A 25,471-nucleotide genomic window follows, 5' to 3' on the forward strand; every position below is an offset into this window, starting at 1 on the left:
TTGGGCAGATCATGACCTCAAGCAATGTCATTCCCCATCCCGAGAACCGGTGGCGGCACGATCCGGCCCTGCCGCTGCTCGCCATCGACGAGCCGCCGCCCTATAGCGTGATCAATCCCAATGGGACCTCACCCTACCTGCTGCTTTGTGAACATGCGTCCAACCGTATCCCGAAGGCGCTCGGCGACCTCGGTCTGCCGGAGACGGAGCGCCGACGCCACATCGCCTGGGATATCGGCGTCAACGCCCTGTCCCAGCATCTCAGCCGCATGCTCGATGCGCCGCTATTCATGACGAACTATTCGCGGCTCGTCATCGACTGCAACCGTCCCCTCGGCGTCCCCTCGGCCATGCCCGAAATCAGCGAAACGACCAAGATCCCCGGCAATATCGGCCTGACGGAAGCCGAGAAGGCGCAGCGCATCGAGACGTTGTTCACGCCCTATGCCGAGGCCGTCGCGAGACGGCTAGACCTGTTGCAGCAACAGGGCAAGCGCCCGATCGTCGTCGGGATCCATTCCTTCACGCCTGTTTATTTCGGCAAGCAACGCCCATGGCACGCCGGTATCCTCTATGGACAGGCAACCGGCTTCGGCCAAATGCTAGTCCGGGAACTCCAGGCAGAATCCGGCCTCACCATCGGCGACAACGAGCCTTACATCATCCATCGGGATGAGGACTATACGGTGCCCGTCCATGCGGACGCACGCGGCCTGCCGGGTGCCCTCATCGAGGTGCGGCATGATCTGATCGACACGCTTTCCGGCGTCGGCGAATGGGGTGACAGGCTCACCCGCTGTTTCAAGGCGGCATTGCAGGAGCAGGGCTGATGGAGGACAGTCTCTACGACAGGGATGAAGCGGCCATCGGCACCCTGCAGAAACTGCGCTTCTTCCCGCTTGCCATCAGCGGCGGAAAGGGTGCGCGGCTTGTGGAGGAGAATGGCCGCGAACTCATCGACCTCTCCGGCGCCTGGGGCGCGGCGAGCCTCGGCTACGGCCATCCCGCCATCGTCGAGGCCGTCTCCACCGCCATCGCCAACCCTGCCGGCGCAAGCATCCTTTCCGCCTCGAACGCACCGGCCGTGGCGCTTGCCGAAAGGCTGCTGGCGCGTTTTCCCGGTCGCGGCGGGCATAAGGTCTGGTTCGGCCATTCCGGCTCCGATGCCAACGAAGCCGCCTATCGGGCGATCGTGAAGGCAACCGGCCGCACCGGCGTCATCGCCTTTGTCGGCGCCTATCACGGCTGCACCGTCGGCTCTATGGCATTTTCCGGCCACAGCGTTCAGGCCGGCGCAGCCAAGGCGGATGGGCTGATCCTTCTGCCCTACCCCGATCCCTACCGCCCCCATGAGGGCGATCCGACGGGCGATGCCATCCTCACGCTTCTCAGGGAAAAGCTGGCTGTGGTTCCGGCCGGCTCGATCGGTGCGGCCTTTATCGAACCGATCCAGTCAGATGGCGGCTTGATCGTTCCTCCCGATGGTTTTTTGCGCAAGTTCGCGGATATCTGCCGCGCCCATGGCATTCTCGTCGTCTGCGACGAGGTGAAGGTGGGCCTTGCCCGCAGCGGCCGCCTGCATTGCTTCGACCACGAGGGCTTCGTGCCCGATATCCTGGTGCTCGGCAAAGGCCTTGGCGGCGGCTTGCCGCTCTCAGCCGTCATCGCACCGGCCAATATCCTCGATTGCGCCAGCGCATTTGCCATGCAGACCCTGCACGGCAATCCGGTCTGCGCCGCCGCAGGCCTTGCCGTGCTCGAAACGATCGACCGCGAAAACCTTGCCGCAGGCGCGGAGCGCAAGGGAAAATTGCTGCGCGACGGTCTGGCGTGGCTTGCCGAACGCCACACCCTCATCGGCGACATTCGCGGCCGGGGCCTTGCCTGCGGCGTCGAACTCGTACTCGACCGCCAAAGCCGTGCGCCGGCGCGCGTGGAGACCGCAAAGCTGATCTACTGCGCCTACGAACTCGGCGTCGTGCTCTATTATGTCGGCATGAACGGCAATGTGTTGGAAATGACACCGCCGCTGAGTATCACAGAAAATGATATTCACCAGGCAATAGAGCTGCTCGATAGAGCCTTCTTCGAGCTCCCAACGATATCGGACGAAGTCCTTTCGAGGTTTTCTGGTTGGTAGTGGTGTTCGGTACACGCAGCGCAAGTCTTTCAAAAAGTCTGCAAAATCACTCGCTCAAGTACGATTGGTCCGTTGACCTTTCCCGGTTGAACTCATCCATTTTGAACTAAGCCCTGGCCCCCGAGAGGACCAGAGAATGGAGCGCAACCGTTTCATGGACAGACAGATCTCGGCCTTCTGAAAGAGTATGAGGCCGGCACGCCAGTAGCGTAGCCTTACCGTAAGCGCGCCTCATCGATGCTAGTGTCTATAAGTTCGGAGGCATGGATGTTCAGCTGACAGGCGGCTGAAGACGCTGGAAGAAGCGGACACGATGTCAATTGACGCAACCTAGCCATCCCGCTTCAGCAAAAGTGATGGTGTGGAACGGCCCTTCGCACCGGCATCAAGGATGCCCACTGCGCGCGAGGCGGTCATTTTGCAGGATATGGCTCTTAATGAGGGGCGAACTGGCGACCCTGTTGGTGAATCCTCGTCCGCATTGGATTTCTCTTACCAACCCATCGTCTTGCTGCTTGTGTGGCTGCGCATCTTGCGGCCGAGGTGCAGTTTGATGAAAGCACTTGTTCGCCGAGCGTGACTCCGCATTGCGGTTACATCTCTACTCCCCATGCAAGCACAATTTGGGGCAGGTACCACGGTTGTGATATCGACACGTAGAGGCTAGCGCCGCGCCGTGAGGCGTGTTGAACGAATGCCGTGCCTGAAGTTCAGGCCACCGCCGCCCGCCGGCCCGGAAATTTGTGGATTTCTACGCGTTGGAAGATGGGGGGTGTTTGTACGTCCGAATGCGCATGCCCTCCAAGGCTGCAGGCGCCTGGCTCACACCAGTTGCCACGCTCCTGCGGAAGCCGCCAGGTGTACATATCTTCGCTCCGGTCCTTTTCGTCGTCAGGCAATTCCCGGTAGAGGCCCTCCAGAAAGACGCTTTTCCATTCCCCCCAAGTCACCAACTACTCAACCTCCACGCGGGCGCGTAGACTGAAGTGAAGGTCGTCTATCTTCTTTCCTGGCAAAGAAAAACTGTAGAAAACCCGTTTCTGATAGATGTAATGGATCGGCGCAACATGGGGCGGGTTACCGGAGATGTATCCTAAAATCCGGCAAACAGGCCTCGAGCACCAAACTTACCGTTTGTATCGTGATAAATTCCAAGCTGGCGCAACTTTCGAGCTTGATCACCACTTCATACAACGAACACCAGAACATGCCTGCCACCATCCACGGGCAAACGTATCGGACCGCTAGCGTAGGGCAACGACGCGCCGTCCAACGTCGCGGAGGGCGTGCTGTTTGGTCGATCGGAAGCCCTTCTGACCTGGATATCGTAGCAAGTGTCTCCCATTCTGAACGCCACCTCGACCTGCGGCCATGATGCCGGCAGGCAAGGGTCCATCACGAGCACTGCGCCTTCCCGGCGCAGGCCGAGGATGCCCTCGATGCCGGCGCGGTACATCCAAGCGGCGGAGCCTGTGTACCATGTCCAGCCACCGCGCCCGACATGGGGGGCGACCGAGTAGACGTCGGCGGCGACCACATAGGGCTCGACCTTGTAGCGTGCTGCCGCTTCGGGTGTGTTTGCATGATTGATCGGATTCAGCAGGGCGAAGAGATTGTGTGCCTTATCGCCTTGCCCCATCCGCGCGAAAGCGAGGATCGCCCACATGGCAGCGTGGCTGTACTGGCCGCCGTTCTCACGCAGGCCCGGCGGATAGCCCTTGATGTAACCCGGGTCACGTGGAGTCGCGTCAAAAGCTGGTGTGAAGAGAAGGGCAAGCCCCTCCTCTTTGCGGATCAGATGGCGCTCCAGCGACGCCATGGCGGCGGCGGCGCGGGCGGGATCGGCAGCGCCGGATAGAACCGCCCAGGTCTGGGCGATGCTGTCGATCCGGCATTCGTCATTGTCCTTCGATCCCAGCCATGAGCCATCATCGAAGGTGGCGCGCCGGTACCAAGCCCCGTCCCAGGTTTCCTGTTCAATGGAAGCCTTGAGATTCTCTGCATGCGCCTTCCAGTGTGCGGCTCGTTCGGGGTCGCGGCTCTCCGCAAGCGGCGCGAACAAGTCGATTGTGCCGATCAGCATCCAGCCGAGCCAGACGCTTTCCCCTTCACCGCCCTCGCCGACCCGGTTCATGCCGTCGTTCCAGTCGCCGGTGCCAATCAGGGGCAGGCCATGACGGCCGGTGAGCGTGACGGCCTGGTCGAGGCCGCGGGCGCAATGTTCGAAGAGCGAGGCCGTCTCGCCGGAGGGCGTCGGCTGGAAGAAGGCATCGTGTTCCCCCTCGGCGAGGACTGGTCCATCCAGAAACGGGATGACCTCATCGAGGATCGCCGCATCGCCGGCCGTTCCGACATAGGTCGCGGTGGCGAAGGCGAGCCAGACGCGGTCGTCGGAAATTCGCGTGCGAACACCCGCGCCCGAATGGGGCAGCCACCAATGCTGCATGTCCCCTACGGCAAACTGCCGGCCTGCCGCGCGCAGGATATGCGCCCGTGTCTCCTCCGGCCGGGCGAAAGCCAGCGCCATGCCGTCCTGCAACTGATCGCGGAAACCATAGGCACCGCTTGCCTGATAGAAGGCCGAGCGCGCCCATATGCGGCAGGCGAGCGTCTGGTAGAGCAGCCAGCCGTTCAGCATGATGTCCATCGCCCGATCCGGTGTCCTGACCTGCACGGTCTGCAACAGCGTCTGCCAATGCGCGTTCACGTCGGCAAGAACCGCGCCGAGATCGGCGGCGCGGTAGCGGGTGATCAGCGCGCCGGCTTCCTCCGCCGAAGCGGCTTCACCGAGGAAGGAGACGAGTTCGATGCTTTCACCCGGGTCGAGTTCGATCGTGCATTGCAATGCAGCGCACGGATCGAGGCCCGCGCCGACCTTGGCGCCGAGCGGCATTCGTCTTGTAAGCGCCGCCGGTCGCGCGGAGCTCCCGCCCCGCCCGAGGAATTCCGTGCGGTCGCCGGTCCATGCGGTCTGCCGTCCACCGAGATCGGCGAAGGCGACGCGGCCGGGAAAACCCATGGCCGATCGATTGCTAGCGAAGATCGCGCCCGTCTCGACGTCCAGGGATGTTGCAATGAACGGCGCGCTTGCACCCCGCAGGGTGCCGAGCACCCATTCGGCATAGCTCGTGATCGACAGGCGGCGCGGCCGCGACGAATGGTTGGTCAGCGTCAACCGCGAAATGCGGATGGGATCGGCAAGCGGCACGTAGGAGAGCAGGTCGCTTTCGATCCCGTGCGCCCGATGCGCGAAACGGCTGTAACCGAAGCCGTGGCGCGCCACATACCGTCCGGAATCTCGGATCGGCTGGGGTGTGGGGCTCCAGAGGTCGAGTGTCTCCTCGTCGCGGATATACAGGGCCTCACCGGAGGGGTCGCAGACCGGGTCGTTGGACCATTGCGTGATCTGGTTCTCACGGCTGTTTTCCGCCCAGCTATAGGCGCTGCCGTCCGCCGACACCTGGAAACCGAAGGCGGGATTCGCGATAACGTTGATCCAGGGCATCGGGGTCGTCGCGCCGTTTTCCAGCACGGTCACATATTCCGTGCCGTTCCTGTCGAACCCGCCCAGCCCGTTGAAGAATTCTAGATCCACCGGTGGCGCGACCATCTCGGCCGAGGATTTCGAGGGAAAGGGCGGCGGCAGAGGAGCCGAGCGCTCGATGCCGTCGGAAAGACGCGCCAACTGATCGGCGATCAGGCCACGATGGGCCGAAAGCACGACGCGCGCGGTGGCGTTCAGGAGGTTTTTCGTCTCCTGGTTCAGGAAATCGGCGCGCAGCACGTGCACCGCGCCCTGTGCCGGCGTGTCGCCGAAACGCGGGCGGGACTGGCTGGAGCGCACGGCGGCCTCGACGGCGTTCTGCAGATCCTGCACATAGGACGCAGCGCGCTCGTTGACGATCACCAGATCGACGGCGAGCCGCTTGATGCGCCAGTATTCGTGCGCGCGCAGCATCTGGCGCAGCTGCGGAAGGTCTTCGGCATCCTCGATGCGCAGCAGCACGATCGGCAGGTCGCCGGAAATGCCGTAGGGCCACAGGCCCGACTGCGGCCCGGCACCGGCAAGGATGGCATCCGACGCGGGGCGGAAGCGCGCGTCGGCATAGAGGATGGGCGCGGCAAGACGCTGGAAGTCCGCAGCCTCCTCCAGATCCATGTCGAGATGGTGAAGCTGCACCTGCGCCTGGGTCCAGGCAAGCGTCTTCGCCCGCTCGAAGGCGCTCCTGTCGTGGTGCTTGTCGATCCGTTCGAGGAGCTCTTCCCGCGAGCCGGCGACGACCGTCCAGAAGGCGACGCGCGCCACCTTGCCGGGAAGCACCCGCACGCTGCGGCGCAGCGCGAAGATCGGATCGAGAACGGTTCCCGCGGTGTTGGACAGCGCCTGCCCGTCGTGGATGGCCGCGGCGGTGGCGATGGAACGGCCGCGCCCGAGGAAACGGGCGCGATCGGATTCGTATTGCGAATCGGCAACCGCATCGCCCTCGACCACCGCGAAATGGGCGGCCCAGATCTCGGCCTCCGAAGGCGCGCGGCGGCGCCGCGTGGCGATGAGCGCGCCGTACTCCGGCAAATACTCGGTCTCAACGAACATCTTGTCGAAAGCGGGATGCGCGTTGTCGGTCGCCGGCGTGGCAAGCACCAGTTCGGCATAAGAGGTCAGCTCGATCTCGCGCACTCGTCGCCCGCTATTGGTGAGGCAGATCCGGCGCACCTCGCCGTCATCTTCGCCGGAGACGATGACATCCATCTCCGTCGTCAGCGTCTCGTCATGGCGAATGTATTGCGCGTGATCCTCGCCGAAGACCACCGAGGCCTCGGCCCTGTCGCCCGTTGCCAGGGGGGTGAGTGAAAAGACTGTGCCAGTCTGCATGTCCCTGAGAAAGATGAAGGCGCCGCAATCGTCGCGGGTCGCATCTTCGCGCCAGCGCGTGACGGCGATATCGCGCCAGCGGCTGTAGCCGCCGCCCGAGGCCGTCAGCATCACCGCATAGCGCCCGTTGGACAGGAGATGCGTGACCGGCGCGCCGGCGACGGGCAGCGCCAGCCGGCGCACCGACGGCGCCGGGTTCAGGGAAATTCCTGCGGATGCCTTGACCTCCTCGGCGCGCGGGCGGGCAATCGCCACGTCGCGCGGCATGCGCTCCGACAGCAGAAGCTCGCTGGCCATGATCATCGGCTCGCGGTGGAACCGCGCCCGCATGCGCCCGTCCTGCAGGAGGACGGCAATGGCGACGATGGTCATGCCCTGATGGTGGGCCATGTAGCTGCGGATGATCTCGACGCGGGCATCTTCGGGCAGGCGGGCGCGGGTGAAATCCAGCGCCTCGTAGAAACCGTGAACGCCGCGCGCACCGAGGGATTCGAGATGCCGGTAGTTGTCGAGCGCGGCATGGGGATCGACCATGGCGGCAAGGCCGGTGGCATAGGGGGCGATAACCATGTTGCCTGACAGCCCGCGCTTGAGGCCGAGCCCCGGCACGCCGAAGTTGGAATATTGATAAGTGAACTCTATATCGCGCGCATTGAAGGCGGATTCCGATATGCCCCAGGGCACGTGCCGCGATCGCCCATAGGCCTCCTGCCTCGCGACGATCAGCCTGTTTGTGTCGTCGAGCAGGCTTCCCGCCGGTGCGCGCATCACGAGCGAAGGCATGAGATATTCGAACATCGAGCCCGACCAGGAGATCAGCGCCGAGCCGCTGCCGAGCGGCGTCGCCGCCCGACCGAGGCGGAACCAATGGCGCGTGCTGATATCGCCCTTAGCGATGGCGAAGAAGCTCGCAAGCCGGGCTTCCGAAGCGAGAAGGTCGTAGCAGTTCGGGTCGAGCCCGTTGTCGGCGAGCGAATAGCCGATGGACAGGAGCTTCCTGTCGGGATCGAACAGGAAGGCGAAATCCATGTCGAGCGCCATGGTGCGGGCTGTGTCCGAAAGCGCCTGAAGCCGGGCTTTCACGGAGGCGGCATCGTCGCGGAAGACCTGCCGGTCGCGCGCGGCCTGTGTGACGGATCGGGCGAGCGCGCCTATCCAGAACGTAAGATCGGCGGCCGTGCCGTCATCGGCAGGTGCTGCCTGCTCGGCCAGTTTCAAGGCCTTGTCAAGAAGCCGTGTCAATGCCGGTGTTGCGGCCTCGATGGATTGGGGGCCACGCACGAGGGCTTCAGCCTCGTCGAGAATGGCTGTCAGGCTGGCACCGGGATTGCCGGCCGTCTCGCCGAGAGCCATGCGGGTGAGCGCCAGCGTATCACCGAAACCCTCCCCGTCTTCCGCCGGCGGCGTCCCGGCCCACTCCTCGCAGGCATTCGCAAACGCGATCAGGTGGCCGGCGAGATTGCCGCTATCGACGGAGGAGACATAGGCGGGAGCGAGGGTTCTGAGATCGCGCGTATCGTACCAGTTGAAGAAATGTCCGTTGAAACGATCAAGCCGCTTGAGCGTAGAGAAAGTCGCTTCCAACCGTTCAAGCGCTTCAAGGGTCCCCACCCAGCCGAAGTCGCGCGCGGCGACCGTCGAGAGAAGATAGAGGCCGATATTGGTCGGCGAGGTGCGGTGGGCGATGGCGGGCAGCGGGGTTTCCTGGAAATTGTCCGGCGGCAGCATGTTTTCCAGCGGGGTAACGAAGGTCTCGAAGAACCGCCATGTGCGTCGCGCGACGAGCCGGAGTTCCGCCGCATCGCCATCCGAAAGCGCCCGGCCCGGCCGTGCTGTCGGCGACCGGCTGACCCAGAGCGCGATGGCGGGCGTGGCCGACCAGAGGAGCGCCAGCAGCAGAGCCAGAGGCCAGGCGGCCGGCGAAAACGCGACGGCAGCAGTGAGAAGGATCAGCGCGGTCGCCGTGCCGCCCGCCATGTCGCGGTAGAAGCCGGCAAGCGTCAGCCGTGTCCGGTTTCCGGACGTCGCGGCGGTCGTCCACTCCAAGAGTTTCCTGCGCGTCACCATCAGCCGGCCAGCGGTTCTGAGCACGGCGTCGCAATTGCGCCATGCCTGATCGGGCAGGAAGGAGAGGACAAGCGCGGCCTGCATCGCGGCGAGCTTGATGTCGCCGGCAAGTCTGACGGCATGGCTGCTCAGCTGCAGGCCACTGCGGCGCGGCAGGATGGCGAAGGCTACCGGCAGGAAAGCGGGAAACGCGATGCAGGCCGCGATGAGCAACGCACCTGTCACGCCCGCCTGCAACGGCATCGCGCAACAGGCTACGAGCGCCGCGAATATCGATGGTGCAATGAGGGTACGGCGCAGATTGTCCAGCATTTTCCAGCGGCCGAGTGCGGGAAGCGCCCGCCGTCCGAATATCCAGGGCAGCAGCTGCCAGTCGCCGCGCGCCCAGCGGTGCTGGCGCCGGGCGGCGACGTCGTAGCGCGACGGAAAATCGTCGACCACCTCGACATCGGAGGCAAGCCCCGCCCGCGCGAACGTGCCCTCGAAAAGGTCGTGGCTGAGAAGGGTATTCTCGGGTATGCGCCCGGCCAGCGCCGCCTCGAAGGCATCGACGTCATAAATGCCCTTGCCGGTATAGGAACCCTCACCGAACAGATCCTGATAGACGTCGGAAACGGCCGCGGCATAGGGATCCATGCCGCCGGGCGCGGAAAAGACCCGCTGGTAGAGCGAGCCTTCGCGGCCGATGGGAAGCGACGGGGTGACACGCGGCTGGATGATCGCATAACCATCGACGACCCGCTGCTGCCCGATATCGAAGCGCGGCCGGTTGAGAGGATGCGCCATCTTGCCGATCAGCCGCAGGACCGTGTCGCGCGGCAGTTTCGTATCCGCGTCGAGGGTGATGACATAGCGCACGTCCGGCGGGACGGACGGCGACTTTCCGCCGAGCGCCATGAAGCTGGTGTCAGTGGCGCCGCGCAGCAGGCGGTTGAGCTCGTGCAGCTTGCCGCGCTTGCGCTCCCAGCCCATCCAGAGGGTCTCGCCGGCATTGAACCGGCGCTTGCGGTGCAAAAGCAGGAAGCGGTCGCCAGAAGGACCCGGCCCGTGCCGGTGATTGAGGTCGGCCATGCCCTCGACAGCGAGCGCGAGAAGCGCACCATCGCCCTCGACGGTCTCCTGCGACGCATCCTTCCCGTCGGTCAGCAGGGCAAAACTCAGGTCGCCGCCAGCGCCCGAGAGATGATGGACCTCCAGCCGCTCGATCTGCTCCAGCAGGTCGGCACGATTGCTCAGGAGCGTCGGCACGACGACCAGCGTGCGTGACGACGATGGGACACCCTGCGCGAGTTCCAGTCCCGGCAGACCGGTCGCGCCGTGGCTCCAGCTCACGAAGCGGTTGACGAGCGCCGTCGCGATATCGCTTGCCGGCAACAGCGCCAGCATCGCGAAGACGATCATGCCGGGCGCCGAGAGACCAGTGATAGACAGCAGCCATAGCGCAAGCGCCAGAAGCATCGCCGTCATGAACCCGATCGCCCCGGCATAGCCGGCAATGCCCGTGCGCGCCGCCAGCCGCCCGGCGATTAGGTGCCGGGGCGGGCGGAACCCGATCGTGCGCTCGAAGGCCGGCCGCCCTTCCGCGATCAGATGGTAGCCCGGATCCGCGACACGTTCGGCCTGCGAGGCGGTATCGTCTGTGACCGCTGCGGCCTGTGCCGCTTTCACCGCCTGCCCGGCAATGTCGAGTTCCGACAGGTCCGAGCCGCGGGCGAGGTCTTCGATGGCGCTGCGATAGAGGTTGCGCGTGGCGAAATCCATGCGGGCGAAGCTGCCGTCGGCCGAAAGGCGCGCATCGACGAGGCTGACCTTTTCAAAAAGATCGGCCCAGTCGACATCGCTGATCAGCCGCATGCTGGTGATGATGTTCCTGATCGTGACATTCGACGCGCCCTGGCGCTGCTGGGCATGCCGCACCACAGCGTCAACCGAACTGTGCTGCCTCGCCAGCCGCGCCTCCAGCCAGCCATGCGCCGGTGTCGTGCTGGGGTCCTGGTCGCGCAGCCGTTTGGCAAGCTGGGCCGCGAAGAGCTCGGGCAGGGGGTCGGCGGAGACCTTTTCAAGCGCGCTGCCGCGACCCTCGTTCGCCAATAGCCGGTCGGCCAGCGCATCCGCCTCGGCACGCATCCGGCGCCCGGCGGTGATCTGGTCGGCAAGCCTCCGCAGGTTCTCGACGAGCACGATGCGCAAGGTGATCGCCACGGCCCACAACTCGCCGATAGTCAGCGGCTGAACCTTTTGATAGGCAGCGATGAAGCGGACGAGCGTCTCTGGATCGAAATGGCTGTCGGTGTGCGCGACGAAGGCCCAGGCAATGCCGAAGACGCGCGGATATCCGGCGAACGGCCCCTCGGCGAGTTTTGGCAGCTGCCTGTAATAGTTGGGCGGCAGGTCGTCATGTATCTCGCGGATTTGCTCCTCGACCAAATGGTAGTTGTCCAGCAGCCATTCGGCCGCCGGCACGACGCCGCGCTCGTTCTCCACCTCCAGGGCGCTGGCACGGTAGGCGGCAAGCAGGACTGCCGCGTTGCTCTTAAGGCGCTTGTGCAGCGACTGGACGGACGGCGGCCGCTTCGTTACCGGTTGGGCAAGCGCAAGGGTCGCGGCGTGCTGCTCGAGCCGTTCGATGCCGAACAGTTCCTCCCGCACGGGCATGGGATCGTTCCATGGCATGCCCGGTGCCCGGCGGAAACCGAATCCGGACGACGGACTGTTGCCCTCGCCTTTCCCGTCCGTAACTACTTGCGGCTCCGGCGCCGACTTGGAGCCCACCTCAGGATGGTGGGTCCTTTCGGCAACGGCGGTTTCCGAATTGCCGATGTCTTGCACGCCACGCTCTTGGCCTCTGGCCATAATCATTCCTTTGCCCAGATGCGGCCAGGCAGCCGGCCGGGCGAAACCCGGCAATCGTGTCGGGGATGTAGGTCGCCGAAGCTTCGTCCGGGAGCGGACGCTCTCAGCCGAAATCGGCGCGCGTCAAGACGTAAACCGGCTTTCGGCCAGCGGAATAGGCGCGCCGCGCCGCCTTGTAGACAGAGACGCGGGCATCGTCGAAAGCCCTGAGATAACCGGCTTCGGAAATCACTCCCGGGAACAGGTCCGCCCCCGCGAAGAACGGAATCTCGAACATGCCGTCATGACCAATAAAACGGATACGCTTGCCGGCCTCTTCATAGCTTCGGCTTTGGTTTGGAAAACTGAGACTCATGGAACGCTCCTTACGGTGACGGCGCCTCTTCGATACGAAAAGCCGCTATGAGCACCGGAAATAATCCCGCCGGCGCTGTTCAAAAATAATGTCATCAAAAAATCTGATGCAGGCTGCACAAAATTCCAAAAACTCAAATAAAGCATGTAACTCATTACTGTAAATTCTCATCGACAACCCACGAGTTCATGTGTTTTTCGATTGAATTCATCATATCACAAAAATTGAAATCATGTGTTTTTGTTTTGCAACCGGAAAAAAATGAGGGAATTCAAAGAAAAATCTTTAATTTCATTTGCTTTCTGCGCGTTGAGGCGCACACTGAAACTGTCCGGATTGCCATTGGCTCCAGGTCCGAGCGCGGGCCCTTATCGATCCCGATAATCATCGATTATAGGGAGTAACGTCATGTCATTCAGTTTGAACATGGAAAAAGCAAAACCCTACATGGTGGGTTTCGTTCTCGGCCTCGTGGCTGCGCCGCTCATCGCCTTCAATGCGGGATGGGTTTCGACCACCAGCGCACGTATCGAGGCGGTCAAGACCGCACGGGTAGAGACTCTTGCGGGCATATGTTCTGCCTCGGCCAGCCGCATCGCCACCGCCAGCAGCACCGATCTGGCAACCTACAAGGGATATGAAAACCGTACGAAGCGGGATGAACTCGTTGCCGCCGCGATGGCCGACATCCAGGTGCCAGCGGATCTTCTCAGCAAGGTCACTTTCGATTGCGGGCGCACATTGTCCTGACAAGCACTGAACTCACAAGATACGAAGCCGAAGGCGTTTTCGCCTTCGGCTTTCAGTTGGAGTAATGCTTGAATTTGGAGCAGACAGCCGCGCCTGTCATGCAGCTTCCGACCACACCTGCTCCGTTGCTACTTTCGCTTCAACTTCGGCAAGGGTGCAGGATTGGACACCTCTTTCGCCAGGCGGAGCGCGCGCAGCTTCTCGGTCTTCTTTTCCCACGTTGCGGCCTCCCGATCGATGATCCTCCAGGCGACCGAGTTGGTCTCCGACGCCTTTTTATCCGCAGTAGTCTTTGTCGGCTTGAAAAACCGTTCGCTATTCGCTGTCATCCGTCAACTCCTTCACCCCGCAACGACTGATCGTCATCCGGGCGCCGCTTATCTGTCACGATTGTGATGCGACCACGAAGTCGATGGCGTCCCGAACCGTCAGGAATTCCTCGGCCGGCTCGTCAGGAATGGCGATGCCAAACTCGTCTTCGATGAGCATCACGATTTGGACCACCTCCAAGGAATCAGCGCCCAGGTCATCGACAATTGAAGCGTCATCGACGACCTTCGATTTCTCGACAGCCAACTGTCCGATGATGATGTTTTTCACACGCTCGGCAATATCGGCTCTTCCGTCTTCCATGGCGATGTGTCCTGATGAAGAATAATTACTGGGACGCTGCCGGCTGACGCGATTGGGAGGGATGAAGGCGATCATAGCGGCTCTGGTCCGGGCGGTAGGACCAAACAAAACCAACCGCCAAAACCAAGACAACAAGAATCACCGTCAGACGATTGGGCATCGTGGCCACGCGGCGGTGGAACCGCCCTCGTTTTCCCAAACCTCGACACCGGCGCGCTGTTCTTGCGCGCGCGTTTTGCGAGATAGAGGATAGTTTCCGGCATCGATCGTCGCCGACTTGATCAATCGGATAAGATTTGCCGCATCCTCATTCATGGTTCCCTGCCCGAGCACAAGGCTGTGGGTCTCATAGTCGGCGTTCTTGAGAATCTGCCGGAGGACGGTTCGGCGGTGCGTTCCCGGAATATCGGGGCCCTTGAAGATGAGGATTACCATAGCCAACCCTCCATGAAGAGGATGAGGATCATCGTCAGGCTGGCTGCAAAAAACACATAGCCACCCGCGGTGGTCCATACATGTCTTTGCTGTTTGTGGAAGAATATGGAAGACATTGAGTCCTCCTTCATTTCAGGGCCAGGGTAACCAACCCTCAAACAGCAGCGCCCTTGTCAATGGCTGCTGGAACACCAACCTTGCGCCCGATACCACGCATTGGCAAGCCCTCAATTGGGGCCGTTTCATGCCGATAGCGCTCCGAAGTCAGTGGTCGATGGATGAGACGGCGAAGCGTACTGCTCGTCATCGATGGCTTTTGAAAAGTGCGCCATTGCTGAAGGTCGCAAGGCTTCCGCCCCAACAGGCGTGAGGCAACAATGCGCACCAAGCGAAATCACCTGCTGTTTTTGAAGCCACGCAAGAGCATCACGGCTGACCTTTTTCCCAATTTCGGAGCGCGGCCGATAAAAAGCGAAGTCCGGTCGCACGAAGACAAGAGACACATTGTCATCGAGACATCTGACAAGGCTGGCGTCAGGCGCATCCAGGTTGTTCTTTTGCTGTCTGTCGTTGATGACGTCGCTCACATTATTTGTGACAGCGTGGTTACGGCGCTTTGCCTGAACGCGGTTACAAGCGCCTACCACATCTACATCCTGACCGCGGGAGGGCTTCGATGACCCTGAATGCAAGGAGGACGAGAAAGCCGTGCTCAAAATGACCGAAAGAACCACCGAAACCGAAATCACATTCACGCATCCGTTTCACCTCGAGTCCCTTTCGGAGCCTCTGGAAGAGCGCCGATTAGCCCGCCTGCTGCGCCACCGGCCACCGCGCCTGCCACTGCGCCCGCCGCCGTGGCAGCAAGCCATCCGGCGGCAACCACCGGCCCGACGCCGGGAATGATGAAGGTGTCGTCGCCCTTCCCGGCGAGTATGGGCTTTCCGCCTTCGCATCGGAAATCGGCAAGCTGCGCGTGTGGGGACGGGAACCTTCTGTAAAGTTCGGCGAAGTCTCGGCGGCGATCAACTAAGGCCAATGCGAGGCGGTGCTTTTTCCGTGTCATGGGTCCTGCATGACCTCTCCTCCAGCCTGCGTCGACGCCGGCTGGCGTAGCTGCGTGGAATTCAGTCGCTCGAACGCGCTCTGTTCAGGGCGAAACATCCAGACCAAGGTGATCGAAAGGACAACGAGGAAGGCCGATAGCATCAAGCGACTGATCATATCGCATCGCCTTTCGTCGCGCCGCCCTCGTTTTCCCACACCTGAAGGCCAGCATCATCTGCGGCTCGGGGCAGATGACGCGCCCTATGTTCGAGGTTGTGCAACATGAAAGGCGGTTCGATAAGACCGGCCTTGAACTGGCTGATCCCGAACTTCGCGGCGGAGCGACTGCGCTTCGTCTCCGTTCCTCCTTCCGCAATCTGATAATCCGAACGCTTCAGAATATCGCGAACCAGTCTTATGTCTGCGGCGTGCGTATATTGTTTTGGATAAGTGGAAGACATGTCGTCCTCCATTCACATCGGGAGGTATGTGTGCTTCGCACTCTGCTTATCGGTGGACAGATTTGTTGTGGGAGGCGTGGTTCGGAGCGCCGCCTTCATTCTCCCATCCCTGCAGATCGTTTTCGCCAGATCGCAAGGGCACGCTGACCGGACGAAATTCCGCCTTGCAAATAAGCGGTAGGCCTTGGATAGCATGCCGAGGCCGAAGGGGGGCAAAGAGTACCTTGTACTTCAGTGGGCGACCGAAAGATCGTTCAAGTTGCTCCATCAGCCTGTGCGGCGAGGCTTTGCCGGAGTGGACCAACCGCATCAGCAGTTTGGTGGCCGTGTTGAATTTTTGCCCGTTCTCAGCAAGGGCATCCGGGCTGTAGCCCGCCATGCGCAGCGCGGACCGGACCATTTCCCGCGATGAGATTTCAGAAATTCCAGCACCGGAAGACATGTCGTCCTCCTTTGATTGGGGCCAGGGTAACCAACCCTCAAACAGCAGTGCCCGTAACATTGGCTGCTGAAGAAATCAGTGTGGGCCCACCTGGTGCCGAAAGCAAGGGTACAAATAAGGTCAATTCGGTTCACTCTTCCAGTGCGCAGATTCGCCATTGTTTTGCAGCGTGCGATGCCTCGCACCCCAACCATATCATCGAAGCGATGAGACGCCCTTATTAAGCTCTTGAGATCCCATCAGGGGTGATTATCCGTGCCGGGCGGGCATTTTTCCCTGATCGCTGCCAGAGCGGCGGGGAAGTCTTTTTGAAAACGTCGCCTTCCAGTTCGTTCTGCGCATAATGACGAGGACGGGCCGAAAGCTTGGCAAAGCCGAGGGCCTTGAGTTCGCGGCCCACCGTCGTCTCGTCGATGGAAATGCGGAACTCCTCGAACAGCCACTGGACCAGGTCCTTGCGCCGCCAGCGCACCACGCCATGAATGGCCGGAATTGGGCCGCTTTCCACAAGTTGAGCCAGCGCCTTGCGCTGCGCGTCGTTCAGTTTCGACCGAGCCCCGGGCGCTTTGGTGTTCATCAATCCATCGGGACCGCGCTCATTGAAGCGCACGACCCAGTCACGAACGATCTGTACCGTCACGCCGCCGATCTCGGATGCATACTGCCTGGACCCGCCGTCATAGATCGAAGCCAGAGCCAGAAGCCGGCGAACTTGCGCGGCGTCCCTGGCTTTCTTCGCAAGCCGTCTCAACGTCGAGCCGTCATAGTCCATCCGCAACGAGATCGCTCTCGTCATGCCGAACCTCCGTTCGACACAGGGAGTCAGAAATTCGATGATTTGGGAACCCCTCTACGAGAGGCCGTCAGCGCGCGTTGGTATTAGAGCAACAACTTCAAGGCAATTTAACAGGAAGAACGGCGAGTTTCATTTGCTTCCCCTGCCCCAAGGCGCAAGATAAAACTGTCCGGATTGCCATTGGCTCCAGGTCCGAGCGTGGGCCTTATAGATCCCGATAATCATCGATTAGAGGGAATAAAGTCATGCCATTCCATCTCAGCATCGAAAATGCAAAACACTATCTGGTGGGTTTCATTCTCGGCCTTGTCGCCGCGCCGCTCATCGCGTTCAACGCGGGATGGGTTTCGACCGCCAGTGCACAAGCCGAGGCCGTGAAATTCGCGCGCGTGGAGACGCTTGAGGGCATATGTTCCGCCACCGCAAGCAGCACCGATCTGGCAACCGTCAAGGGGTATGAAATCCGCGCCAAGAGGGACGAACTCGCCGCCGCCTTGGCGGATATCCAGGTGCCGGCGGACCTTCTCAGCAAGGTCACCTTCGACTGCGAGCGTACATTGTCCTGATCCTCGCGCGATAGACCGAAGCGCGATCAGGACGGCAAAAGCCCGGTCCGGATAAAAGCTCCCGGGCCAGAAATCCGGCAGCCGGCAGAGCCCGATCCGGGTCCGGGTTCAAGCCCTGCCGATTTCACAGGCTTCGTCGGACATAATATCACCGACCTTGCAGGCGGCCTCCGTCCGGTTGGTGGCGCCAACCTTTTTCATGATACTGCGAATATACACCTTCACCGTGCTCTCACAGAGATTGAGTTCTAGGGCGATGAGCTTGTTCGCCTTGCCACGGCGCAGCGCATCGGCAACGGACAGCTGACGCGCCGTGAAAACGTGATGGCCACATCGCTCACGGGAATAGCGGCCCAAACGGCCGCGCACCGCCAGCACGCTGCTTGCCGGAACAAACCGACCGCCGGCGATGGCAAGCGCAAGTGCCTTGATGCAGACATCGATATCGACGGTGTTCGGAATGAAGCCTTGCACGCCTCGGTCGATGACCTGCAGTACGTGATCAAGTGTCTGAATGCCGGACAATATCACCACAGGCACTGGCTCAAGCGTCGTCACGAACTGCGCGATCTCGTCCATGAACTGCGGCGCCACGACGTCCCTGCCGACGATGTTGACAAGAGCGACGCGGAGCGTGCCAAGGCCTGCCTTGCGCTGCTGCCAGCTGACAAGCCCGGAAAAGGTGAAAATGCTGATGCCGAACTGATGCGTATCAAGACTGTTGGCAAGACATTCCCGGTCGAGGTTCCTTTTGTCGAAGATCGCGACATAGTCGCTCGGCGCATATCCCTCCGGCTCCCCGTCCACGTTTTCCCTGGAATAGGCTCGCATATCGCTGCCGGCTAAATCTCGGGCCTGGAGAATTTTGATCGGCTCCTCTTCGCAAGCCCCCTCGTTGTCTTTCGCCATTGTGGCCCTCATTCGTCTATCGGTCGAAGTGACACGCCCGTCCCGCATTCCTGCGGCCACCGCGCGCTGCGCAAGCACTTTGAGGGATTCCGCGATCGGCAGGGTCTGGTTCCCCTCGATATCGCAGCGTCGGCCTCGCGAAAATTCTTCTTCGAACGCGTAGACGCCGGCAATGGAAGGCGCCTCGCCTTCGGGAAAATCGATCTAAACCGGGAATAGTATCCGCAAAAAAGAAGATATTTATGCAACGCAGAAATGCTTTGAGAGGCAAGGTGAAAAACACTCGCCAAGAAAACACCATCCGGTTCGGTCCGATTTATTTTTTAGTTACTAATTATTTATCAAAAAAAATCTGCACGAACAGATTCGGATAATACGTATAGTCAAGGGTATACAATTTCTGCGACAATACCCATACTGTGCCAAATTCCTATTCGCGCATATTGAACCCTCAGAATGCGTGCAAAATCCCCGAGAAGTCGCCCATGAATTCGAGCCATCCCTTTGCGCACGCCTCGTCGGGGTTCGACGGCACCTCCGGCAGGATTATCGCGATCGGCGCGTCGGCCGGCGGACTGGATGCCTGCCGCATCCTGCTTGAGGCCATGCCGTCGGGTGGCGGCAACACTTTCATTCTCGTCCAGCATCTCGATCCCGTCCACGAGAGCCTGCTGGCCGAACTCCTCTCCCGCCACACCCCCATGACGGTCATCCAAGCCAGGGACGGCCAGAAGCTGGAGCCGGATCATCTCTTCATCATTCCGCCCGGCCGCTACATGGGCGTGCAAGCCGACACGATACGCCTCACCACGCCGCCCGACCGCCGCGGCACGCGCATGCCCTTCGACTTCCTCCTGCAGGCCCTCGCCGCGGAATACGGCGCGCGTGCGACGGCAGTGGTCCTGTCCGGCACCGGGACGGATGGCAGCATCGGCATCGGACTCATCCGCGCGGCGGGCGGCCGGGTCTATGTCCAGGATCCGGACGAAGCCGACTATGACGGGATGCCGAAGAGCGCGATCGCTTCAGGAATGGCTGAACACGTCATGCCGCTGGCGGCAATCGCTGGGGCCTTGCACCGGCCGCCGCCCGCCAGGGACGACGCTAGGCCGCCCTCGAAGGAGGCGACCGTCGACAGGATCCTCACCATGCTCCGCGAAACGGCGGGCAAGGATTTCGCCCTCTACAAGCAGGGAACGCTGCTTCGCCGGATGGAACGGCGTATGGCCATGGCAGGGATCGCCTCCTCCGACACGGCACGCTACCTGGACGTCCTTAAACAAAACCCGCTTGAACTGTCCCAGCTTGCCACCGACATCCTGATCAATGTGACGAACTTCTTCCGCGACCCCGAGGTTTTCGAGCGGTTGCGCGCGACGATCGTGCCCGAACTCGTCAAGAACCATCCGCCCGGGCGCACGCTGCGCCTGTGGGTCGCAGGGTGCAGCACCGGCGAGGAGGCCTATTCGCTCGGCATGATCGTCCAGGAGTGCATTTCGCAGGCCAGACGCGACATCCAGATGCAGATCTTCGCCTCCGATGCGGACGAGGCGGCGGTCGCCTTCGCGCGCGACGGCTTCTATCCGCTCGCGATCAACGCGGACGTCTCGCCCGAGCGGCTGCAACGCTTCTTCACCCAGGAGGAACACGGCTACCGGATCGCTTCGGAGCTTCGCTCGTCCGTCATTTTCGCGGTCCAGAACGTCCTCAGCGATCCGCCCTTTTCCAACGTCGACTTCATCTCCTGCCGTAACCTGCTGATCTATCTCGGCCCGGAGGCGCAGGCAAAGGTCATCGCGCTCTGCCACTTCGCCCTCAACGAAAACGGCATCCTGCTGCTCGGCAATACGGAAACGGTGGGCACGGCGACCAACCGCTTCGATGTACTCGACAAGTCAGCAAGGATCTTCCGCCGCAAGGGACAGCGCGGCCGCTATGGCTTTGCCATCAACGCAACGGACAATGTCCGGGTGCCGGCGCAGCAGGGGCAGGCGCCGAGCCGACAGGCCGCGCTCGCCGATCTCTGCCGCCGCATGGTTCTCGACACGTATGCCCCGGCCACGGTGCTGATCAACCGCAAACACGAGTATCTCTATTCGCTTGGCCCCGTACAGCGCTACCTGCGCATCGCCCAGGGCTATCCGAGCCAGGATCTCTTCACAATGACGCCGCGCAGCGTGCACACCAAGCTCCGCTCGGCGCTCCACCGCGCCCGGCAGGAGCACGCCCGCATCGTGGCGACCGGCCTTTACCACGATGCGGACGACACCCTGTCGCGCTACGAGATTGCGGTTCAGCCCGTCGTCAGCGACGGCGAAGACCTGTTTCTCGTCAGCTTCCTCGACACCGCCCAGCCACCTGAAGCCGGTGAGCGTCCCGAAGATGCCACCCCCGACGATCGGTCCGGCGCCCTGGAGCGGGAGCTGGCCACCACACGCACGGAACTGCAGGCGGCGATCCGGGACCTGGAAAATGCGGCGGAAGAGCAGAAGGCGATCAATGCGGAGACGCTCTCGCTCAACGAGGAATATCAATCCGCCAATGAGGAACTGCTGACCTCCAAGGAGGAGCTGCAATCGTTGAACGAGGAGCTGACCGCCCTCAACGCCCAGCTTCACGAAGCGCTGGAACGCCAGCGCGCGACGGCAAACGACCTCGAAAACGTGCTGTACAGCACCGACGTCGCGACGATCTTCCTCGATCCCGGATTGAACATCCGTTACTTCACACCGGCGACGCGCTCGATCTTCAACGTCATCATGGGCGACATCGGCCGGCCGCTGGTAGACCTCAACGCGCGCGTGCCCGACGCGACCCTGCTCGGCGACGCCTCCGCCATCTTGAATGGTAGCGCCACCCGGGAGCGCGAGGTCAGGACAGGAAACGGCACCTGGTACATGCGCCGGGTCATGCCGTACCGAACCCAGGAAGAGGGCATGGAAGGCGTGGTGATCACCTTTGCCGACGTGACCTCCCAGCATCGTGCCCACGAAGCGCTCGACCGGGCGAAGCAGGCGGCCGAACGCGCCAATGCGGCAAAATCCCGTTTCCTCGCCGCGGCAAGCCACGACTTGCGCCAGCCGTTGCAATCGCTGGTCCTGCTTCAGGGCCTTCTGGAACAATCGGTGGAAGGCGAGCAGGCCCGGAAGCTGGTCAGAAGCTTCGGCGATACGCTCGGCTCCATGTCCGGAATGCTGAACGCCCTCCTCGATATCAACCAGATAGAGGCCGGCACGGTCCAACCGCGTATCATTACGTGCCCCGTGAATGACGTGCTGCAGCGGCTGGCCGACGAATTCGGCTACAGCGCCGCGGAGAAGGGCCTGCGCCTGCGCTTCGTGCCTTCCAGCCTGCTGGTGCGCACCGATCCCCGCCTTCTGGAGCAGATTGTTCGCAACCTTTTGGCGAACGCACTCAAGTACACCCGGCAAGGCAAGATCCTGCTCGGCTGTCGGCGACACAAGGATGCACTCGCCATCGAGGTCTGGGACAGCGGCGTCGGCATTCCATCCCAAGAGCTCCAGGCGATTTTCGACGAGTACCACCAGGCCGCCGGCGAAGAGGCGGACCTTGGCCTCGGCCTCGGCCTTTCCATCGTCAAGCGCCTCAACATGTTGCTGGGCCACGAGATCGAGGTCCGTTCCGTTCCGGGTAAGGGCTCGGTCTTCTTGCTCCGTGTCGCGCTCGGGCGGCAGGAGCGGCAGGAGGACCGGCCGCCGATCGAGCAAAACACGCAGGCGCCCCCTTTGCGCGGCACCGTGCTCCTCATCGAGGACGACCAGAAGGTCCGCAGCCTGATCGAGATCGCGCTCCGCGACGAACATCACCTGGTCTACGCCGCAGACAGCAGCGCGGCGGCGATCGAGCTCGTTTCCAGCGGCATGGTGGTACCAGCGCTCATCCTGGCGGACTACAACCTGCCGAATGAGCTGAACGGCCTCGACGTCACCAAAAACCTTCGTGCGCTTCTCGGCCGCAGCATTCCCGCGATCGTTCTGACGGGAGACATCAGGGCGGAGACGTTGCGCATCCTTTCGGCCGAGAACTGCCTGCACATGCCGAAACCGGTAAGTCTGGGCGAACTCCTGAAGGCGATCCAGCTTCTGCTGCGCACCGGCAGGATCGAGCCCCATGGCGAGCGGCAGGGCGAGCCGCAGGCGCCGCCCCCCGGTGCGCCGGCGATCTATGTCATCGACGACGACGATACGACACGCGAGGCGCTGCGCGAGAGCCTGGAGGCCGACGGGCGCAGGGTACTGGCGTTTTCCGACGGGGAAACCTTTCTCGCAGCCTTCAACGACGCGTTGCCCGGGTGCCTCGTCGCGGACGTCAAGCTGCCGGGAATAAGCGGTCTGGACGTACTGCGGGCGCTGAGCGACCGGGGGGCCACGCTGCCAACGGTCATGATCACCGGCGCCGGCGACGTCGCGACCGCGGTCCTGGCGATGAAGGCGGGCGCTTCCGATTTCATCGAGAAACCGATCGGGCCTTCCGAGCTGCTGGCAAGCGTTTCCCGGGCACTGGAGTCCAACCGCGACAAGGGCGAGCAGGCCGCCCGGCAGCAGGAGGCGAAGACCCGTATGGCGCGCCTGACGGAGCGCCAGCGGGAAGTCCTGGACCGGGTGCTCGCCGGCGAACCCAGCAAGGTGATCGCAATGGATCTGGGCGTCAGCCAGCGAACGGTCGAAGTGCACCGGGCCGCGATCATGCGGCGACTTCAGGTCGGCTCCCTGCCTGCCCTCGCACGGCTGGTGGTGTTGGCGGAAAGCGGGGAAGTGGCAAGCAAGGGGTAGGCCTCTATCCTACGCTCGACAATCGGGGCTGTTCGGGCGCCGGACACCACCTTTGCCGCACCTCAACCTGATCCGCGCGACGGTTGCGCCGCAATTGATCTGTTGCCAAGACCGGGGAACGGGTCCAGTGTCTTCGTTCCAGCAGCCATCTCACGGGCGCTGCTGTTTGAGGGTTGAATACCCTAGCCCCAAAGCGAGGAGGACATCATGTCTTCCGTATTCCACTACACCAGGAAGTTAAGTTACGCGGACATCGCCGGCTACGCCGTATCGGCGGCAAGTCTTGCGATGGTCGTCTACATTCTGATCGAGCGATGGTTATGGTGATCCTTGTCTTCAAGGGTGCGCGGTCGGCTGCAAGCCGGCAACGAACCGTTCTGCGGCAAATCTTCAAGGACGCCGATTACCAGACGGAAAACCTGTCGGCCGGGGTCGGCACGGAACATGGCGAAGCGCGCAATCTCATCCGCCTCATCAAGGGCGTGACGATCGGCGCCGAGAAGTATCCCCTGTCGCAAAACGCCCGGTACAAAAACCGCAACCTCGACCTCGATGTCTGGGGAAACGAGGGCGCCTCGGCAAGGCGGAGCCCCGAAGACTAAAGGGCCGGTTCAGCCGGCGCACTTCGTCGGCCGTCGTTGGCGCAATGGGAAAGCAGCATCGAAATGACCGAAAGAACCACGGAAACCGAAATCACATTCATGCATCCGTTCAACCTGAAAGCCCTCGAGGAGCCGTTGGAAGCCGGAACCTACCGCCTCGTCGTCGACGAAGAGCTGATCGAGGGCCTCAGCTTCGCAGCGTATCGGCGGATGGGCACGCACCTCGAGATTCCCGCAATCGCGGTGGGGATGGCGAGGCGCCAGTTCCTGCAGGTATCGACGGCGGAAATCGCCGAGGCATTGGCGCGGGATGCGCCACAGACAGAAAACGGCCCGCGCTTCATTCCGGAAAGATACCTGAGTTTTACGACGTCAGCGAAGCCAAGCGCGCCAGAGAGCCGAACCGGTAAGTGTCAGCCCGACCCTGCATCGGAGCAGACGATTGAGGAAGCAAACATCCCGATAGCCGACTCATCGGGGACCGCTGAGGAGCGTTTCCGCAATCGGCGGCCTTCAACCCATCCCTCGGTTCTGGGGCACGGAAGCGCCTCCTTCCGGGTTTTCGTTGCCGTTCAGCATTCCTAACCCCTGGCGAAAGGCTCCGGCAATGGCTTCGAACTTAACGCTCTGCCAGCGGGCATAGTCCTGCAGCAGGACGGGGGAGACGTAGAGATCGCCCTGATTGCCGGGAAAGCTCCAGACTGTTGATTTGCACTGATGGGTTGGATGCCCCTCCCACCGGCATCGCAGTGTGCCAAGATGGTGATGCGTTACGTCACCCACAGAGGAGGAGGCATCGATGGAGGAAGTTAGCATCGTCGGCGTCGACCTTGCAAAGCAGGTTTTCCAGGTTCACGGCGCAGCATCGGATGGCCGGGTTTTGTTTCGTAAGAAGCTCTCGCGTCTTCAGTTTCCAAAATTCATGGCGACACTGCCCCCTTGCGTAGTCGCGATGGAGGCCTGCGGCACAGCCCATTATTGGGGGCGCGAGTTGGCAGGGCTCGGCCATGACGTTCGGCTGATCCCGCCGGTTTATGTAAAGGCTTTCGTCAAGCGCCAGAAGAACGATGCTGCCGATGCTGAGGCTGTTGCAGAAGCTGCGATGCGGCCGACCATGCGGACGGTCGCTGTGAAGACGTCAAATCAGCAAGCTCGGGCAATGCTATTCCGAACTCGCGATCTTCTTGTCGGCCAACGAACGCAGATGGTGAACGCTCTGCGCGGAGATCTTGCGGAACATGGTGTCATTGTGGGCAAAGGACTGGGCAATGTGGAGCGCCTTTCAACCCTAGGGTCCGGACTCACTAGAGCCACCAGATGACGGCTGCGGCGAGAGCGACGGCACCCATGAAGTTTTTGATGTTGCGATCGAAGCGGGTGGCGAGGCGACGCCAGTCCTTGAGACGGCAGAACATACGCTCGATGACGTTGCGCTGCTTGTAAACGGCGCGGTCGTACTCGTACTGGACCTTGCGATTTCGACGTGGCGGGATCACAGCCTCGGTACCGCGCTCGTCGAGCCACTCGCGCAGAGCCTGGCTGTCATAGCCCTTGTCCGCGACGAGCTGCGCGGTGGGCGGCAGGGCTTCGATACACAGCCTCGCCACCTTGCAGTCATGGACGTTGCCGGGCGTCAGGAGCAGGACGTGAGGGCGACCTTTCGCGTCGCAGACGGCATGGAGCTTGGTGTTCCGTCCGCCTTTCGTGCGGCCGATACCATGAGCCATGGCCCCCCTTTTCCGCCGCCTG

Annotated in this window: 17 protein-coding genes and 2 pseudogenes; 8 read left to right on the forward strand and 11 right to left on the reverse strand. The window is 62.0% G+C overall.

Features of this window, described 5'->3' with window-relative positions; translation table 11 throughout:
• Nucleotides 1–11: 11 nt before the first annotated feature.
• Nucleotides 12–830: an N-formylglutamate amidohydrolase gene (locus EXZ48_RS29225; protein WP_130520386.1), complete on the forward strand. Its 819-nt coding sequence runs from the start codon at nt 12–14 to the stop codon at nt 828–830.
• On the forward strand, nt 830–2,140 hold the full coding sequence (locus EXZ48_RS29230) for an aspartate aminotransferase family protein (RefSeq protein ID WP_130520388.1): 1,311 nt from the start codon (nt 830–832) through the stop codon (nt 2,138–2,140). The genes EXZ48_RS29225 and EXZ48_RS29230 overlap by 1 nt, the downstream gene beginning before the upstream one ends.
• A gap of 1,186 nt (nt 2,141–3,326) precedes the next feature.
• On the opposite strand, the gene EXZ48_RS29235 is transcribed toward EXZ48_RS29230, so the two are convergent.
• Together EXZ48_RS29235 and EXZ48_RS29240 are read right to left on the reverse strand one after the other, a co-directional pair.
• Nucleotides 3,327–11,933, reverse strand: coding sequence for a GH36-type glycosyl hydrolase domain-containing protein (locus EXZ48_RS29235; protein WP_130520390.1), 8,607 nt, complete (start codon nt 11,931–11,933; stop codon nt 3,327–3,329).
• 103 nt (nt 11,934–12,036) lie between these two features.
• Nucleotides 12,037–12,288 (reverse strand): DUF1488 family protein, encoded by a 252-nt coding sequence (locus EXZ48_RS29240; RefSeq protein ID WP_130520392.1) that lies wholly within the window; start codon nt 12,286–12,288, stop codon nt 12,037–12,039.
• 408 nt (nt 12,289–12,696) lie between these two features.
• Between EXZ48_RS29240 and EXZ48_RS29245 the strand changes: the two genes are divergently transcribed.
• Nucleotides 12,697–13,038: a hypothetical protein gene (locus tag EXZ48_RS29245; protein ID WP_130520394.1), complete on the forward strand. Its 342-nt coding sequence runs from the start codon at nt 12,697–12,699 to the stop codon at nt 13,036–13,038.
• Between the two features lie 128 nt (nt 13,039–13,166).
• On the opposite strand, the gene EXZ48_RS29250 is transcribed toward EXZ48_RS29245, so the two are convergent.
• From EXZ48_RS29250 to EXZ48_RS29285, 7 genes are all read right to left on the reverse strand, one after another.
• A complete protein-coding gene (locus EXZ48_RS29250) occupies nt 13,167–13,367 on the reverse strand; it encodes a hypothetical protein (RefSeq protein ID WP_130520396.1) in 201 nt (66 codons plus the stop codon).
• Nucleotides 13,368–13,422: 55 nt separating this feature from the next.
• Nucleotides 13,423–13,671 carry an acyl carrier protein gene (locus EXZ48_RS29255; RefSeq protein WP_130520426.1) on the reverse strand — a complete coding sequence of 83 codons (249 nt, stop codon included), beginning with the start codon at nt 13,669–13,671 and terminating at the stop codon, nt 13,423–13,425.
• A 144-nt stretch (nt 13,672–13,815) separates the two neighbouring features.
• On the reverse strand, nt 13,816–14,106 hold the full coding sequence (locus tag EXZ48_RS29260) for a hypothetical protein (protein WP_130520397.1): 291 nt from the start codon (nt 14,104–14,106) through the stop codon (nt 13,816–13,818).
• A gap of 242 nt (nt 14,107–14,348) precedes the next feature.
• The gene (locus EXZ48_RS29265) at nt 14,349–14,693 is read right to left on the reverse strand and encodes a hypothetical protein (RefSeq protein WP_130520399.1); all 345 of its coding nucleotides are present in this window, start codon (nt 14,691–14,693) and stop codon (nt 14,349–14,351) included.
• A gap of 633 nt (nt 14,694–15,326) precedes the next feature.
• On the reverse strand, nt 15,327–15,614 hold the full coding sequence (locus EXZ48_RS29275) for a hypothetical protein (protein ID WP_130520403.1): 288 nt from the start codon (nt 15,612–15,614) through the stop codon (nt 15,327–15,329).
• 46 nt (nt 15,615–15,660) lie between these two features.
• Nucleotides 15,661–16,056: a hypothetical protein gene (locus EXZ48_RS29280; RefSeq protein WP_130520405.1), complete on the reverse strand. Its 396-nt coding sequence runs from the start codon at nt 16,054–16,056 to the stop codon at nt 15,661–15,663.
• Between the two features lie 220 nt (nt 16,057–16,276).
• Nucleotides 16,277–16,852 carry a winged helix-turn-helix domain-containing protein gene (locus EXZ48_RS29285; RefSeq protein ID WP_130520407.1) on the reverse strand — a complete coding sequence of 192 codons (576 nt, stop codon included), beginning with the start codon at nt 16,850–16,852 and terminating at the stop codon, nt 16,277–16,279.
• Between the two features lie 245 nt (nt 16,853–17,097).
• Here EXZ48_RS29285 and EXZ48_RS29290 point away from each other — a divergent pair, with 245 nt between their 5' ends.
• Nucleotides 17,098–17,418 carry a hypothetical protein gene (locus EXZ48_RS29290; RefSeq protein ID WP_130520409.1) on the forward strand — a complete coding sequence of 107 codons (321 nt, stop codon included), beginning with the start codon at nt 17,098–17,100 and terminating at the stop codon, nt 17,416–17,418.
• Between the two features lie 108 nt (nt 17,419–17,526).
• Here the strand turns inward: EXZ48_RS29290 and EXZ48_RS29295 are convergent, their stop codons facing one another.
• Nucleotides 17,527–18,327 (reverse strand): response regulator transcription factor, encoded by an 801-nt coding sequence (locus tag EXZ48_RS29295; RefSeq protein ID WP_245462386.1) that lies wholly within the window; start codon nt 18,325–18,327, stop codon nt 17,527–17,529.
• A 485-nt stretch (nt 18,328–18,812) separates the two neighbouring features.
• On the opposite strand from EXZ48_RS29295, the gene EXZ48_RS29300 reads away from it, so the two are divergent.
• From EXZ48_RS29300 to EXZ48_RS29315, 4 genes and pseudogenes are all read left to right on the forward strand, one after another.
• A complete protein-coding gene (locus EXZ48_RS29300) occupies nt 18,813–23,120 on the forward strand; it encodes a chemotaxis protein CheB (protein ID WP_130520412.1) in 4,308 nt (1,435 codons plus the stop codon).
• 320 nt (nt 23,121–23,440) lie between these two features.
• Nucleotides 23,441–23,722: a hypothetical protein gene (locus tag EXZ48_RS29305; protein ID WP_245462387.1), complete on the forward strand. Its 282-nt coding sequence runs from the start codon at nt 23,441–23,443 to the stop codon at nt 23,720–23,722.
• A gap of 63 nt (nt 23,723–23,785) precedes the next feature.
• Nucleotides 23,786–24,070, forward strand: a pseudogene (locus EXZ48_RS29310) (hypothetical protein); the annotation flags it as partial.
• Nucleotides 24,071–24,521: 451 nt separating this feature from the next.
• Nucleotides 24,522–25,004: pseudogene (locus tag EXZ48_RS29315) on the forward strand (IS110 family transposase); the annotation flags it as partial.
• Between the two features lie 22 nt (nt 25,005–25,026).
• Here EXZ48_RS29315 and EXZ48_RS29320 read toward each other — a convergent pair.
• Nucleotides 25,027–25,471: IS5 family transposase (locus EXZ48_RS29320; protein WP_130520417.1), on the reverse strand; the 445-nt coding region annotated here is incomplete at its 5' end.

This window comes from Shinella sp. JR1-6, assembly GCF_004284735.1.
Classification (GTDB): domain Bacteria; phylum Pseudomonadota; class Alphaproteobacteria; order Rhizobiales; family Rhizobiaceae; genus Shinella.

What these genes read in the sequence shown, in the direction of transcription:
- EXZ48_RS29260 (WP_130520397.1), bottom strand. Translation starts at nt 14,106, where the DNA reads ATGGTAATCCTCATCTTCAAGGGCCCCGATATTCCGGGAACGCACCGC.
- EXZ48_RS29290 (WP_130520409.1), top strand. Translation starts at nt 17,098, where the DNA reads ATGCCATTCCATCTCAGCATCGAAAATGCAAAACACTATCTGGTGGGT.
- EXZ48_RS29275 (WP_130520403.1), bottom strand. Translation starts at nt 15,614, where the DNA reads ATGTCTTCCACTTATCCAAAACAATATACGCACGCCGCAGACATAAGA.
- EXZ48_RS29240 (WP_130520392.1), bottom strand. Translation starts at nt 12,288, where the DNA reads ATGAGTCTCAGTTTTCCAAACCAAAGCCGAAGCTATGAAGAGGCCGGC.
- EXZ48_RS29245 (WP_130520394.1), top strand. Translation starts at nt 12,697, where the DNA reads ATGTCATTCAGTTTGAACATGGAAAAAGCAAAACCCTACATGGTGGGT.
- EXZ48_RS29230 (WP_130520388.1), top strand. Translation starts at nt 830, where the DNA reads ATGGAGGACAGTCTCTACGACAGGGATGAAGCGGCCATCGGCACCCTG.
- EXZ48_RS29300 (WP_130520412.1), top strand. Translation starts at nt 18,813, where the DNA reads ATGAATTCGAGCCATCCCTTTGCGCACGCCTCGTCGGGGTTCGACGGC.
- EXZ48_RS29250 (WP_130520396.1), bottom strand. Translation starts at nt 13,367, where the DNA reads ATGACAGCGAATAGCGAACGGTTTTTCAAGCCGACAAAGACTACTGCG.
- EXZ48_RS29305 (WP_245462387.1), top strand. Translation starts at nt 23,441, where the DNA reads ATGGTGATCCTTGTCTTCAAGGGTGCGCGGTCGGCTGCAAGCCGGCAA.
- EXZ48_RS29280 (WP_130520405.1), bottom strand. Translation starts at nt 16,056, where the DNA reads ATGTCTTCCGGTGCTGGAATTTCTGAAATCTCATCGCGGGAAATGGTC.
- EXZ48_RS29255 (WP_130520426.1), bottom strand. Translation starts at nt 13,671, where the DNA reads ATGGAAGACGGAAGAGCCGATATTGCCGAGCGTGTGAAAAACATCATC.
- EXZ48_RS29235 (WP_130520390.1), bottom strand. Translation starts at nt 11,933, where the DNA reads ATGGCCAGAGGCCAAGAGCGTGGCGTGCAAGACATCGGCAATTCGGAA.
- EXZ48_RS29285 (WP_130520407.1), bottom strand. Translation starts at nt 16,852, where the DNA reads ATGACGAGAGCGATCTCGTTGCGGATGGACTATGACGGCTCGACGTTG.
- EXZ48_RS29295 (WP_245462386.1), bottom strand. Translation starts at nt 18,327, where the DNA reads ATGGCGAAAGACAACGAGGGGGCTTGCGAAGAGGAGCCGATCAAAATT.
- EXZ48_RS29225 (WP_130520386.1), top strand. Translation starts at nt 12, where the DNA reads ATGACCTCAAGCAATGTCATTCCCCATCCCGAGAACCGGTGGCGGCAC.